The organism is Rhodococcoides kyotonense (assembly GCF_900188125.1).
In the GTDB taxonomy this organism is placed as follows: Bacteria; Actinomycetota; Actinomycetes; order Mycobacteriales; family Mycobacteriaceae; genus Rhodococcoides; species Rhodococcoides kyotonense.
Map to the genome: position 1 here is coordinate 102501 of NZ_FZOW01000002.1, position 13742 is coordinate 116242.

The 13742-nt window shown below is 65.0% G+C and carries 13 protein-coding genes and 1 riboswitch; of the genes, 6 read left to right on the forward strand and 7 right to left on the reverse strand.

Annotated elements, in window-relative coordinates:
* The first annotated feature begins 20 nt into the window (after positions 1-20).
* The gene (locus CHB96_RS03335; RefSeq protein ID WP_176444119.1) at positions 21-1589 is read left to right on the forward strand and encodes a PucR family transcriptional regulator; all 1569 of its coding nucleotides are present in this window, start codon (positions 21-23) and stop codon (positions 1587-1589) included.
* Here CHB96_RS03335 and CHB96_RS03340 read toward each other — a convergent pair.
* A complete protein-coding gene (locus CHB96_RS03340) occupies positions 1570-2148 on the reverse strand; it encodes a TetR/AcrR family transcriptional regulator (RefSeq protein ID WP_089243182.1) in 579 nt (192 codons plus the stop codon). The genes CHB96_RS03335 and CHB96_RS03340 overlap by 20 nt on opposite strands.
* A 49-nt stretch (positions 2149-2197) precedes the next feature.
* Here CHB96_RS03340 and CHB96_RS03345 point away from each other — a divergent pair, with 49 nt between their 5' ends.
* Positions 2198-3337, forward strand: coding sequence for an acyl-CoA dehydrogenase family protein (locus CHB96_RS03345; protein WP_089243183.1), 1140 nt, complete (start codon positions 2198-2200; stop codon positions 3335-3337).
* A gap of 41 nt (positions 3338-3378) precedes the next feature.
* Here CHB96_RS03345 and CHB96_RS03350 read toward each other — a convergent pair whose 3' ends face one another.
* The 4 genes from CHB96_RS03350 to CHB96_RS03365 form a co-directional block, all read right to left on the reverse strand.
* Positions 3379-4176 (reverse strand): ABC transporter, encoded by a 798-nt coding sequence (locus CHB96_RS03350; RefSeq protein ID WP_089243184.1) that lies wholly within the window; start codon positions 4174-4176, stop codon positions 3379-3381.
* A gap of 26 nt (positions 4177-4202) precedes the next feature.
* On the reverse strand, positions 4203-4517 hold the full coding sequence (locus CHB96_RS03355) for a DMT family transporter (protein ID WP_089243185.1): 315 nt from the start codon (positions 4515-4517) through the stop codon (positions 4203-4205).
* A gap of 13 nt (positions 4518-4530) precedes the next feature.
* Positions 4531-4592: riboswitch (guanidine-III (ykkC-III) riboswitch) on the reverse strand.
* 72 nt (positions 4593-4664) lie between these two features.
* Complete coding sequence (locus tag CHB96_RS03360) at positions 4665-5339, reverse strand: TIGR03943 family putative permease subunit (RefSeq protein ID WP_089243186.1); 675 nt, start codon at positions 5337-5339, stop codon at positions 4665-4667.
* Positions 5336-6286: a permease gene (locus CHB96_RS03365; protein WP_245865203.1), complete on the reverse strand. Its 951-nt coding sequence runs from the start codon at positions 6284-6286 to the stop codon at positions 5336-5338. The genes CHB96_RS03360 and CHB96_RS03365 overlap by 4 nt, the downstream gene beginning before the upstream one ends.
* A 131-nt stretch (positions 6287-6417) precedes the next feature.
* Between CHB96_RS03365 and CHB96_RS03370 the strand changes: the two genes are divergently transcribed.
* Positions 6418-7116 carry a response regulator transcription factor gene (locus CHB96_RS03370; protein ID WP_089243188.1) on the forward strand — a complete coding sequence of 233 codons (699 nt, stop codon included), beginning with the start codon at positions 6418-6420 and terminating at the stop codon, positions 7114-7116.
* Complete coding sequence (locus CHB96_RS03375; RefSeq protein WP_245865205.1) at positions 7113-8507, forward strand: sensor histidine kinase; 1395 nt, start codon at positions 7113-7115, stop codon at positions 8505-8507. The genes CHB96_RS03370 and CHB96_RS03375 overlap by 4 nt, the downstream gene beginning before the upstream one ends.
* Here the strand turns inward: CHB96_RS03375 and CHB96_RS03380 are convergent.
* Positions 8473-9867, reverse strand: a complete 1395-nt coding sequence (locus CHB96_RS03380; RefSeq protein ID WP_089243189.1) for an MFS transporter — start codon at positions 9865-9867, stop codon at positions 8473-8475. The two genes, CHB96_RS03375 and CHB96_RS03380, sit on opposite strands and share 35 nt — an antisense overlap.
* Positions 9868-9880: 13 nt before the next feature.
* Entirely contained in the window at positions 9881-10306 is a 426-nt protein-coding gene (locus CHB96_RS03385) for an HIT family protein (protein ID WP_089243190.1), read from the reverse strand.
* A gap of 145 nt (positions 10307-10451) precedes the next feature.
* On the opposite strand from CHB96_RS03385, the gene CHB96_RS03390 reads away from it, so the two are divergent.
* Together CHB96_RS03390 and CHB96_RS03395 are read left to right on the forward strand one after the other, a co-directional pair.
* A complete protein-coding gene (locus CHB96_RS03390; protein ID WP_089243191.1) occupies positions 10452-11681 on the forward strand; it encodes a bifunctional glycosyltransferase family 2/GtrA family protein in 1230 nt (409 codons plus the stop codon).
* A gap of 2 nt (positions 11682-11683) precedes the next feature.
* Positions 11684-13720, forward strand: a complete 2037-nt coding sequence (locus tag CHB96_RS03395) for a glycosyltransferase family 39 protein (RefSeq protein WP_176444150.1) — start codon at positions 11684-11686, stop codon at positions 13718-13720.
* Positions 13721-13742 lie beyond the last annotated feature (22 nt).

Sequence of the window (13742 nt, forward strand, 5' to 3'; positions counted from 1 at the left end):
TCTGTGCTGTACTTGTTCAGGTGAACGAGGGAGCATCGCTCGAAGTAGTGCTCGAGGCAGTGCATGGCGCAGTCGTGGAGTTGGTCGTCGCACCGCCGACGGGTGAGGTGCAGATTCGATCTGTTGCGCTGATCGACGCCGACGACCTGTCTGCTCACATCGATGCCGACCTGTGCCTGATTGTCGGCGTCCCGGAGGCTCAGGTGGTGACGTGGTTGGACGATCGCGCCCTCGCTCGCGACTTGCCTCGCGCTGTGATGACGAAGACGACTGCCGTGTCACCCGCACTGCGGCAGGCTGCACGGCACAGCGGGGTGGCGCTGGCGTCGGTGCACCCTCAAGCGCGGTGGGAACGGTTGCTGTCGATGATCAGGAGCGTTCTCGACCGGTCGCAGCGGCAGCTCGAGCCTGTGGGAGAGGACACCGACCTGTACGAACTTGCGCGCACTGTCGCCTCGTTGACGAAGGGCATGGTGAGTATCGAGGACGAATTGTCGCACGTGCTGGCCTATTCGGCGTCCGACGACGCCGCCGACGAACTCCGGACACTGTCGATCCTCGGACGGGAAGGTCCGCGTGATTATCTGCGCAGACTGCGCGAGATGGGCGTGTTCGATCGCATCGAGCGCAGCGACGACGTCGTGGAGGTGCCTCCCGACGAGAACCTCGGGATAAGGCGGCGCCTCGTCGTCGGTGTCCGATCGATCCCCGACGACGCAGGGAAGGCGACCGTTCTCGGGTCGATCTGGATTCAGGAAGGGCAGCACCCTTTTTCGTCCGACTCGGAGGGTGTTCTACGTGGAGCGGCGTCGGTTGCCGCGAGACTCGTCACACGTATTCGAGATGCACCGACCAACGAGGCTGTGCAGATTCAACGATTGCTCGGTGCGCGTGGCGGCGGCGTCGATGTTCCGGCATTGGCTGCGGCACTGTCGATTTCGGCAGTGCAGCCTGCTGCCGTCGTAGGGTTCGAACCGATCGGTGATGCGCGCAAAGGGCTGACGTCCTCTCTTCGGCTGCACGCCAGTGCATTTCACCGATCGTCGTTGGCGACGGCCATCGGCGACCGAGTGTATGTTCTGTTCCCTGGTCCGACGTCGGACATCGCTCTCGAGTCCTGGACGCGCGAGGTCGTCACGCGGGTCGAGAACGGCACCGGCGTCGCGCTGCGTGCCGTCGTCGCGGGCTCGGTGCCTACGTTGTCCGACGCTGCCGCAGCGAGATTCGAGGTAGACCGGGTGCTCGATCGTACGTCGGGCGACAGTCGAGTGACCACTCTGGAGCAATCGCGGACGACCGTGTTGCTCGGGGAAATCGTCGAACTCGTCGCTCATCACGATCAGCTGATCGACCCCAGGATCGCGACGCTGCAACGCTACGACGACAAGAACGACGGTGTGATGAGGCAGAGTCTGGAGGCGTACCTCGCCGAATTCGGTGACGTCAGAGCGGCGGCGGGAAAATTGCAGGTGCATCCGAACACGTTGCGGTACAGGATCAAACGGGTAGAGGGCATTCTCGGAGTCGATCTCGGTGACCCCGACGAGCGGGTGTTGATCGAACTGCAGCTCAGGATCGCCCGCCGGTGATGCCCGTCGTCAGTAGTGCGGCCAGCTCGGCGTAGGCCTGTGAGTCGTCGAGTCCAGTGCGGTGCGTGACCTCGCGGCTTTGAATTCTGGCCATCGTCGACGCGGCGACGTCTGCGACGAAAGCCGCATGGAGAGTGCGGACTTCACCCGTGGAGGTGCCGTCGTCGATCAGTTCTTGTACGCGTGTGGCGGCGAATGCCGTGTTCTGTTCGTAGACCTCACGGGCGGGTGCGAACGCAGCAAGATCGTCCATGAATTGACGCGACGCAGGTTGGAGCGCCACACCGACTGCGGACAGGTAGGCGGTGAGCCGTGCTGCACAACCGTCGATGCCCTGGATCGCTGCCTCGACCCGATCGGTCGCACCGCGGAAGAAGTGCACCGTCGCCGCTCTGACCAGCTGTTCCTTGCTTCCTGCCAACGTGTAGAGCGTCGACTTGCTGCATCGCAGGCGTGCGGCGATGTCGTCGAGAGTCAGATGCGCGAACCCCTCGGACAGCAGCAGATCGACGAGGTGGTCGAAGAGTTCAGCACGTCGGGCTGTTGCGTGGGCGGTCACCCGTGCAATAGTACTGTAGAGAGTCCGTCAGTACTGTAAGGAGTTCGAAGTGCCTGTCGATCGTCTGCTTCCCACCGAAGAAGCCCGTGACCTCATCCAGCTCACCCGCGATGTCGCGGACAAGGTGCTGGACCCGATCGTCGACGAGCACGAGAAGAACGAGACCTATCCCGACGGCGTCTTCTCGACGCTCGGCGAGGCCGGTCTGCTCAGCCTTCCGTTCCCCGAGGAATGGGGCGGCGGAGGTCAGCCCTACGAGGTGTACCTTCAGGTGCTCGAGGAGCTGGCGTCCAGGTGGGCAGCGGTTGCCGTTGCCGTGAGCGTGCACAGCCTCGCGTGCTCGCCGCTGTTGGCCTTCGGTACCGACGAGCAGAAGCAGCGGTGGCTGCCGGACATGCTCGGCGGCAGCCTCATCGGCGCCTACAGTCTGTCCGAGCCGCAGGCCGGGTCCGACGCCGCCGCACTCGCGTGCAAGGCGACGCCCAAGGACGACGGGTACGTCGTCAACGGGTCGAAGGCGTGGATCACGCACGGCGGCATCGCCGACTTCTACAACCTGTTCGCCCGCACGGGTGAAGGCTCGAAAGGTGTGTCCTGCTTCCTGATTCCGAAGGATCAGGACGGCCTGTCGTTCGGCAAGCCGGAGGAGAAGATGGGACTGCACGCGGTCCCGACGACGTCGGCGAGTTACGACGACGCGTTCGTCTCGGCCGAGCGCCGTCTCGGAACCGAAGGCCAGGGGCTCCAGATCGCGTTCAGTGCACTCGATTCCGGACGTCTCGGCATCGCAGCAGTGGCCGTCGGCATCGCTCAGGCCGCGCTCGACGACGCGGTCGCCTACGCGAACGAGCGCACGACGTTCGGTAAGAAGATCGTCGATCACCAGGGGCTCGGCTTCCTGCTGGCCGACATGGCTGCGGCCGTCGATTCGGCTCGTGCGACGTACATCGACGCTGCCCGACGACGCGACGCCGGTCTCGACTATTCGCGGAACGCATCCGTCGCGAAGCTCGTTGCCACCGATGCTGCGATGAAGGTGACCACCGACGCGGTCCAGGTGTTCGGCGGCTACGGCTACACCCGTGACTTCCGCGTCGAGCGGTACATGCGCGACGCCAAGATCACGCAGATCTTCGAGGGCACCAACCAGATTCAGCGACTGGTGATCGCCCGCAGTCTCCGGTCGTGAGTGAAAATGTATAGAGGAGTGCACATTTTCGCTCACGAGGGCTAGTGAAGCTCGTGTACCTGCTTCCCGCCTTTGAGCCACCGGTTCGGTAGTCGGCCGACCAGCTCGCCGAGCGGATTGACCGCTGCCGCAAGCACTTCCACGCTGTCCTGGAGAATGTCGATGCTGACGCCCATGCGTTCGAGGTTGGGTGCCAGCGAGGACAACGTCTGCGACAGGTTCACCAACTGATCGAGCGGCCCACCCTCTGCGGTGAGACGCTCGATCGCGCCGCCCTCGGCCAACAGTTGTTCGAGCAGGCCGCCGTCCTGGATCGCGCGCTCGAGGATGCCGTCCTCGCGGGTCAACAGTTCGAGCGGACCGTCCTTGGCTGTCAGCCGTTCGAGTGGTCCGTCGACGGCGGTGATGCGATCGAGTAGGCCACCCTCCGCGAGCAGACGCTCGATCGGCCCGTCCTCGGCGAGGAGTCGGTCGAGCGGGCCGCCTGTTGCGGTGATGCGATCGACCGGGCCACCCTCGGAGAGAAGTCGTTCGAGTGTTCCCTCGTCCGACGTCAACCGGTCGACGACGCCTCCCGGCGCCAACAGACGATCGAGAGGCCCGCCTTCACGAAGAGCGTTGCCGAGTGCCCGGTCGTCGGATGTCAGTTGCCCGAGCTGCGCGAGCAGTTGCATCGTGCCGCCCTTGGGGTTGGCGAGCGTGGCGATGCTGGCAGGGTTTGCTCCGGATTCGAGTGCGAGTCGCGTCGTCGAGAGTGCGATCTCGGTGACCGACAGTGCAGTCTCGGCGACGGCGATCCCGGCGCGCACAGGCAATGTGATCGCTGACACCCAGTTCATGGAACTTACTGTAACTGCCTGTCCGATCAGTGCAGCAGTTTCAGCCCCACGACGCAGCCGACGATGCCGATCAGCAGGGCGATCTTCATCCAGGACGCGGGTTCGGTGCCCGTGAGCATCGCGTACGCGACTGTCAGTGCAGCGCCGATACCGACCCACACCGCGTAGGCGGTACCTATGGGAAGGGTGCGCATCGCATACGCGAGACCGGCCATGCTGGCCACGAGTGCGACGCCGAACACGATCGTCGGACTCAGGCGGGTGAAGCCTTCCGACTTGCCGAGGGCCGTTGCCCAGACTGCTTCGAGGATTCCAGAGATGACAAGAATGACCCACGCCATGAGAAAACACTCCCATGCACCGTCTTGTCGCTGGCCGGGTACGGTGCGCTCGTCCGCTAGTCATCGAGACTGGTACTAGAGTACCACTTCCCATGTGCATAGAAATACATAGTCCGCTATGTACTTCTATGCACATGGGCGAAGCCCCTAATAGCTGTACGTATTCTCCGGCGCCGGGATGTGCTCGACGCCCGTCACCGTCATCGTCGGGATGTTCCCGCTATCCGGGGACGATGCGCCGACGACGCCTCGCACGCGCATCCACTCACCGTCGATCGGTCTGTCGAGGTGGATCCGGATCGACCGGGCGTCCGCCGCGCAACAGATGATCAGAATCCGTGCGAGGTCGACGCTGCCGTCGTCGTTCGCCACGGCAAGACCCGTCACCGTGATCTCTCGGTCGTCGAGGCTGCCGGTGTTGTCGCGCGCGGCACGCTGGACGACGTCGAGCATCGGTACTTCGGGCGCATCGCCGTCGGGCAGGGGCGGGAAGGCCGTCTTCTCGAGTGCTTCGGTCGTCACCACCCGGTCGGACACCGACGACACACCCAGTGCAGGGGGCGCGACGAACAGGATGAGCGCAGCCGGGACCAGCAGCATCCAATACGGACGGCTGCTGTGGGAGTGATCGTGACCCGGGCCGCCGCGTCGTACATCCCTGCCGATTGCGGTCGCTGCGAGAACGAGGATGAACACTGCACTGACCACCAGAAACGGTTGCAGACTCGGCTTGACGTAGCGAACGAAGCTGCCGTTCAACGAGATCTGCAGTATCGCTCCGCCGAGGAGCAGCAGCAGGACGTTCTGTACTTCGCGCTTCATCGAGCGCCGCCGAGGATCAGGTAGCCGGAGACCGTTGCGCAGACGATCGCGACGACGAACGTGGCCGGGGCGAACCGTGCGACGAACCCACGTCCAAAGCTGCCTGCCTGCATCGCCATCAGCTTGACGTCGACCGCCGGGCCGACGACCAGGAACACCAGCCGCGGCAGCAACGGAAGCATCGACATGCTCGCCGCGACGAACGCGTCGGCTTCCGAACACAACGCGAGTACGACGGCCAGAATCGCCATCACGAGTACGGCCAGCAGCATCTGGCCGGCGAGGTGGTCGAGGACGGAGTCGGGCACGACGACGTGCAGAACGGCTGCGGCGCCGGCGCCGAACACGAGGAACGCTCCCGACTGCAGCAAGTCGTGGCGGGCTGCCTCGGAGAACGTTTCCCACTTCGATCGGTCGCCTGGGTGATGGTCGACGAGCCGCGCGGTGATCCACTCCGCTTTGCCCATGCGCGCCCACAGCCAGCCCATCACCCACGCCGTCGCCAGCGAACCGACGAACCTGGCAAGAACCATGCGCGGCTCGCCGGGGAATGCGACGGCCGTCGAGACGAGGACGACGGGATTGATCGCGGGCGCCGACAGCAAGAACGCGAGAGCTGCCGACGTCGGCGCGCCTTGATCCATCAATCGACGTGAGACCGGAACAGCACCGCACTCACAGCCCGGCAGAGCCATGCCTGCCAGCCCCAAGACGCCGACGGCTGCCTTCTCGTCGGACGGGAGCAGTCGTCGCAGCACTCGCGGGGACACGAACGCCGCGATGCCCCCGCTGACCAGCACACCGAGAACCAGAAAAGGCGTCGCCTGCACGAACACGCCGAGGAAGATGGTCGCGCCCGTGCGCACGTCCGGTACGGAGTCGACGAACGACACGAGCTGCTCTCGGAACACGATCGCCGACACGAGCAGAAGTGCGAATACATGCATGGAAGTGATGGGGATGCGAGGACGCGCGGGCCGCTGCGTCTCCACCATCGCCCCCAATCATGCACGGAGCTCGCAGGAACTTCACAGGGAGGATCCAGCAAGTGGGCAGGGACAGGGTCCATGATGGTTTTGTGAGCGAAACACCTGAGGCCCGCGTACTGGTAGTCGACGACGAGCCGACCATCGTCGAACTGCTGTCGGTCAGCCTGCGATTCCAGGGCTTCGACGTGCAGACCGCGTCGTCCGGACCCGAAGCGCTGGACAAGGCGCGGACCTTCAGGCCCGAGGCGCTGATTCTCGACGTCATGATGCCCGGCATGGACGGGTTCGGACTGCTGCGTCGGCTGCGAGCCGACGGCGTCGATGCACCCGCGTTGTTCCTCACGGCGCGTGATTCGGTCGAGGACAAGGTGTCGGGCCTGACGCTCGGCGCCGACGACTACGTCACCAAGCCCTTCAGCCTCGAAGAGGTCGTCGCGCGACTGCGCGTCATACTACGTCGGTCGGGGAAGACCGAGGAGACGGCGCCGTCGCGAATCGCGTTCGCGGACATCGAACTCGACGACGACACCCACGAGGTCTGGAAGGCCGGCGAGCCGGTGTCGTTGTCGCCCACCGAATTCACGCTGCTGCGCTACTTCATGGTCAATGCAGGAACCGTGCTGAGCAAGCCACGCATTCTGGATCACGTGTGGCACTACGACTTCGGCGGTGAGGTCGGCGTCGTCGAATCGTACGTGTCGTACCTGCGTCGTAAGGTCGACACCGGTGAGACCAGGCTCATCCACACCCTCCGCGGTGTCGGCTACGTGATGCGTCAACCACGGTGAAAGTCCCTTCCCTGCGCAACATTCCGCTGCGATGGACGCTCGTCGCCGCGCTGCTACTGCTCGTCGCGGCCGGTCTGCTGGCGTCGGGCGTCGCGGTGACGTCGGCGCTCGAGCGCTCGCTCGTCGACCGCGTCGACAAGAGCCTGTTCGACGCGTCCCGCGGGTGGGCCGAGCCGCACAACTTGCCTCTGCCGCCTCAGTCGGAGTCTCGAAGGCCGCCGAGCGACTTCTATGTCAAGACGACCGACAGTTCGGGTGGCGTCGAGTTCCAGGAGAACGCAAGCAACGACACCCCGGACGTCGACGGGTTGGACTCCACGCGTCCGGTGACGGTCGGATCGATCGACGGCGGCGATACGCAATGGCGCGCGATCACGGTCAGCAACGCCGACGGAACCACCGTCGTCGCGCAGAGTCTGACGCCGACGAAGATCACCGTCGACCGGTTGGTCGTTCTGCAAGTGGTCATCGGCGCAATCGTTCTCGGCGTACTTGCCGTCCTCACGTACTTCGTCGTCCGGCGGAGTCTGAGGCCCCTCGTCGCGGTAGAGGAGACCGCCGCCGCGATTGCTGCAGGTGATCTGCACGAGCGGGTTCCGGAGCGAGGTTCGAGGACCGAGATCGGCAAGCTCTCGTTGGCATTGAACGGCATGCTGTCTCAGATCCAGCGTGCGTTCGCAGCCAGCGAGGCATCGGAGGAGGCGGCTCGCGCGTCGGAGAACAAGATGCGACGCTTCATCGCCGACGCGAGTCACGAACTGCGCACCCCGCTGACGACGATTCGCGGTTTCGCCGAGCTGTATCGGCAGGGTGCGATGAGCGACATCACGCTGTTGATGAACCGCATCGAAGGCGAATCGGCCCGCATGGGGCTGCTCGTCGAAGACCTGCTGATGCTGGCCCGTCTCGATGCGCAGCGTCCCCTCGAGACGAAGCCCGTCGACGTGTTGTCGATCGCCGCCGACGCGGTGCACGACGCCAAAGCCGTTGCTCCGGAACGGGACATATCGCTCGAAGTGCTGCCGGGGCCTGGGATACCAGAAGTGGTCGGCGACGACGCCAGGCTGAGACAGGTCTTGGCCAACCTGGTGGGCAATGCGATTCGGCACACGCCGTCGACTGCGTCCATCGAGATCTGTGTCGGAACGACCGACACGTCGGTGTTGCTCGAAGTACGCGATACCGGCCCCGGTCTGTCCATCGACGAGTCCGAGCACGTGTTCGAGCGGTTCTACAGAACGGACAACTCCCGTACGCGAGAAAGCGGAGGCAGCGGGCTCGGTCTGTCCATCGTCGCGGCTTTGGTTGCGGCGCACGACGGGTCGGTGACCGTGGACAGCGTCCCCGGCGAAGGAGCTACTTTTCGCGTGGAGTTGCCGAGGGTCGTCTAGCATTCGTCGCCAGGACCACCAAGGCGCCGACGATCGACGCCGCCGTGGTGAACAGGACCGCGCTGTTCCATCCTTGGACCAGGCCCGCGACGGTGGGCGTACCGGTCGGAACGGCAAGTACCGCAACGATCGTCACGCCGACAGCCGATCCGACGTAGCGGGCGGTGTTGTTGGCGCCGCTCCCCATTCCGGCACGGCCCGGTGGAACGCTGGCGACTGCTTCCCGGCCCAGTGCCGCATTGAGAACTCCGCTCGACACACCCGCGAGCAGAAGACCAGGAAGAAGCCTTGTCCACGTCGAGGTTTCGGACAGGCCGAGTAGAAACAGTTGCCCGACAGCTACTCCCACGAGACCTGCCGCCAGCTGAGTGCGTCCGGAGATGCGTGTCGGAAGTCGACGCGCGAGCAGGGCGGCAACGACGGACGTACCAGACCATGCGAACAGTAGGAATGCTGCTCCCACAGCAGTGATGCCGTAGGCGTTTCCGAGGAAGCCGGGCATGAACGACATCAGCGCGATCACTCCCGAACCGGTCGTCAATGCCGCGAACGTCGCGGCGACGAACGGGGGTGCGGTGAACAGCGTCAGGTCCAACATCGCTGCCTTGCTGCGCAATTCGAGGGCCACGAACGCGATGAGCAGGGCGCCGGACGCGGCGAACAATCCGATCGGCAACGGGTCGGTCCATCCCTGCCTCCCCTCGGTGAGCGCGGCGAGAAATGCACTGACTCCGAGGCCGAGCAGTACGGCGCCTGCGGGGTCGAGGCCGCGTGGGGTGTCGGTCCTGGATTCGGCGACGAGTCGGTGCGCAGCCACGGCGAGGGCGGCGCTTCCGATCGCGAGAACGATGTAGGCGTCGCGCCATGTCGCGATTCGATCGAATCCAGCGGACACGAGTGGGCCAAGGGCAATCCCGGCGCCGACGCTTGCGCCCCAGATACCGCTCGCGCGGGCCCGAAGAGGGCCGGCCGGGTGAGTGTGCGCGATGATGCCCAAACTGGACGCGACGAGTGCCGCGCCGCCGAGGCCTTGGAGAACTCGTGCAGCTACGAACACGACGGTGTTCGGTGCGACGGCGCTCAGGAGCGACCCGAGTGCGAGAACGACAGCGCCGACGACGAAGGTGCGACGCCTACCGAAGTCGTCGGCGACCGTGCCCGCCGTCAGAAGTGCCGCACCGAGGCCGATGCTCATCGAACTGAGGATCCACGTTCTGCCCGATGCGTCACTGCCGAGCGTGGCTGCAGTCGGATTGATCGTCGCGAGCGGTGCCGTGAACGCGACGAGCGTGAGCAGGGTGCCTGCGGCGGCAATCCACAGGGAACGTCTCTGCAGCACAGCTGGATCGGTGGTGGTCATGGTCGGTAGCCGATCAGGTAGGGACGTTCGCCCCGTAGCCCAAGTAGGTGAGAGCTGCCTTGATCTTCGACGCGGCCTCGTCGAGTGATTCGGCGGACGGGTTGGGATCGGCCTTCGAGATGTCGAAGTTGCCCATGTCATAGGCCGGGAACACGTGCAGGTGCAGGTGTGGAACTTCGAGTCCGGCGATCAGGAATCCGGCGCGGGGCGCGTCGAATCCTGCGCGCACCGCCTGACCGACCTTCTGCGCGACGGCCGTCAACGTGCCGAAGACCGCGCCGTCGATGTCCTGCCACTGGTCGATCTCCTCGCGGGGGACGATCAGGGTGTGGCCCTGCGTCACCGGTGCGATGGTCAGGAACGCCACGACGTCGTCGTCCTCCCACACGAATCGTCCGGGGATCTCGCCGCTGATGATCTTGCTGAACACGGATGCCATGACTGACACAGTATGCGGCTGCACCGCCTGTGCGCGCATAGTTGGCGCCCGCTGTCACCATGCGCGCACGGGTGGCTTGCCGCATACAGCAAACTGCCAGCTCGGATCCAGGGTGGTCGCAGGGGACGGGTCGAGTCTTGATCCCATGACATCGAACTCGCTACTCCGAGCTGCCGGCCGCGAGCCCAACTCGGTTCAGGCCGCCACGCTCGAAGTGGTCATTCCCGTCTACAACGAGGAAGCCGACCTGGAACAATGCATCCGCCGGCTGCACGCACATCTGGACGAGGCCATCCCGTTTCGGTCCCGGATCACCATCGCCGACAATGCCAGCACCGACGGCACTCTCGACGTCGCGCATCGGCTGGCCGCCGAGATCGATGGTGTGCACGTGCACCACCTCGAGGAGAAGGGCCGTGGTCGAGCACTGAAGGCAGTGTGGATGGCGTCGGAAGCCGATGTCGTGGCGTACATGGACGTGGACCTGTCTACCGATTTGAACGCGTTGATGCCGTTGATCGCGCCTCTGATGTCGGGACACTCGGATCTGGCGATCGGATCCAGGCTCGCTCGGTCGTCGCGCGTCGTGCGTGGTGCCAAGCGCGAGTTCATCTCCCGCAGTTACAACCTGATTTTGCGTACGTCGCTTCGTGCCCGTTTCTCCGACGCCCAGTGCGGCTTCAAGGCGATGCGCACCGACGTCGCGCGGGAGCTCCTTCCGCTGGTTCAAGACACCGGGTGGTTCTTCGACACCGAACTTCTCGTCATCGCCGAGAAGGCAGGCCTGCGGATCCACGAGGTGCCGGTCGACTGGGTCGACGACCCGAACTCGAGCGTCAACATCGTCGACACCGCGGTGAAGGACCTGCAGGGCTGCTGGCGCGTCGGACGTGCGCTCGCCAGTGGAGCGCTGCCGGTCGCCGACCTACGTAGGAGTCTCGGACGGGAGCCGCTCGTGGCCGGAGTACCGCATGGAATGGTCGGCCAGCTGGTGCGGTTCGCCATCATCGGCGTCGCGAGCACCATCGCGTACGCGTTGCTCTACCTGATCCTGCACCCGTTGATCGGTGCGCAGGCTGCGAACTTCATGGGCCTGCTCATCACCGCGGTACTCAACACAGCCGCGAACCGTGCGTTCACCTTCGGTGTCCGCGGCTCCGAGGACGCGGGCAAGCATCAGTTGCAAGGTCTGCTGGTGTTCGGATTCGCCCTGTTGGTCACGAGTGGATCGCTCGCCCTTCTGCACGCCTGGGCCCCCGACGTGTCACGGCACGTGGAGCTGGCAGTGCTCGTCGTCGCGAATCTCGTTGCGACGGTGTGCCGATTCGTCGCCCTGCGTTGGGTGTTCCGTAACAAAGAGGATGTGCAGAAGTGACGATGTTGATGGAACGTACCGCCGATGCTCCCGCTCGGCAGACCGGAAGACGTTGGGAGTGGATCGGACTCGGAGCACTCCTGATCGGCACAGCCGTCGCGTACATCTGGGGCCTCGGCGCGTCGGGGTGGGCCAACTCGTTCTATTCCGCTGCAGTACAAGCAGGTTCGGTGTCGTGGAAGGCGTTCTTCTTCGGCTCGTCGGATGCCGCGAACTCGATCACCGTCGACAAGCCTCCGATGTCGCTGTGGCTGATGTCGCTGTCGGTACGTATCTTCGGGCTCAGCTCGTGGGCGATGTTGATCCCGCAGGCACTGCTGGGCGTCGGCTCGGTTGCGCTGCTGTGGGCGACGATCAGACGTCAGTTCGGCGCTGCAGCAGGGCTTCTCGCTGGGCTTGCTCTCGCTGTGACTCCCGTTGCGGCACTGATGTTCCGCTTCAACAATCCCGACGCGCTGCTCGTGCTGCTGATGATTGCCGCCGTGTGGGCGTCGATGCGTGCCGTCGAGGACGGGCGTACTCGCTGGCTCGTGCTCACCGGAGTGTTCGTCGGCTTCGGGTTCCTGACCAAGCAGTTGCAGGTCATGCTCGTCATTCCGCCGATTGCGCTGATGTACCTGATTGCTGGACGACCCACGGTGGTGAAGCGGATCGGGCAACTCTTCGCCGCACTGGCTGCCGCGATCGTATCCGCCGGATGGTGGCTTCTGGCCGTGGAACTGTGGCCGGCGTCGTCTCGCCCGTGGATCGGCGGATCCCAGAACAATTCCATCCTCGAACTCACGCTCGGCTACAACGGCCTCGGTCGCCTCAACGGTGAAGAAACCGGCAGTGTCACGCCCGGCGGCGGTGGCATGGGTGGCGGTACGGGTGGTGGCATGTGGGGTGAAACCGGCATCACCCGCATGTTCGACGCGTCCCAGGGCGGCCAGATCGCATGGCTCATTCCGTCGGCGTTGATCCTGTTCGTGCTGGGCCTCGCCTTGCGTGGACGTGTCCGGCGTACCGATCCGCAGCGCGCGGCGTTGACCGTGTGGGGTCTGTGGCTGCTGGTCACCGGTCTGACGTTCAGCTTCATGGCCGGCATCTTCCACTCGTACTACACGGTTGCGTTGTCGCCGGCGATCGCGGCGCTGATCGGCGCGGGCAGCGTGCTGGCATGGCGTCGTCGTGAGCAGTTGTGGGTGCGTATCGGTATGGCGGTCGCAGTGGTCGCCGCGGTGGCCATGGCCTGGGTGCTGTTGGGACGCAGCGCGGACTTCGTTCCGTGGCTTCGCTGGGCGGTGCTGGTCGTCGGATCGGTCGCAGCGGTAGCGGTGCTGATTCCTGCGATGACGCGTGGAAAGCTCGCTGTCGCATCGATTCTCGCGATCATGTTCGCCGGTCTTGCCGGTCCGACGGCCTACGCTGTCGACACCGTCACGACCCCACACACCGGGTCGATCGTCACTGCGGGTCCGTCCACCGGAATGGGTATGGGTGGTCCTGGCGGCGGACGAGGTATGGGCGCGCGTGATGGCGGCGGCCAGATGGGTCAGATGCCGGGCGGCGCACAGATGCCCGCCGGGTCTCCGATGCCCGGTGGTGCTCAGATGGGCCAGGCGGGCGCAGGTCAGGCTCCTGCAGGCATGCCAGGCGCTGCGTCCGACGGTGCCGCTTCGGACGGTCGCATGGGCGGCGGCGCCGGCGGACTGTTGAGTGGCAGCACGCCCACCGAGGCGATCACGTCGCTGCTCGAGGACGATGCCGACTCCTACACCTGGGTCGCCGCGGCCATCGGATCCAACAGCGCGTCGGGCTACCAGCTCGCGACGGAAGACCCCGTCATGGCCATCGGCGGCTTCAACGGGACCGACCCGTCGCCGACGCTCGAGGAGTTCCAGCAGTACGTGTCCGACGGGCAGATCCACTACTTCATCGCAGGTGGAGGAATGGGTGGAAGCAGCTCCGGTACGTCGGCGGAGATCTCCGAGTGGGTCGAGGCGAACTACACCGCGACGACGGTCGACGGAGTCACGCTGTACGACCTCAGCCGATGAGTTTTCGTCGCAGAGGGTCGAG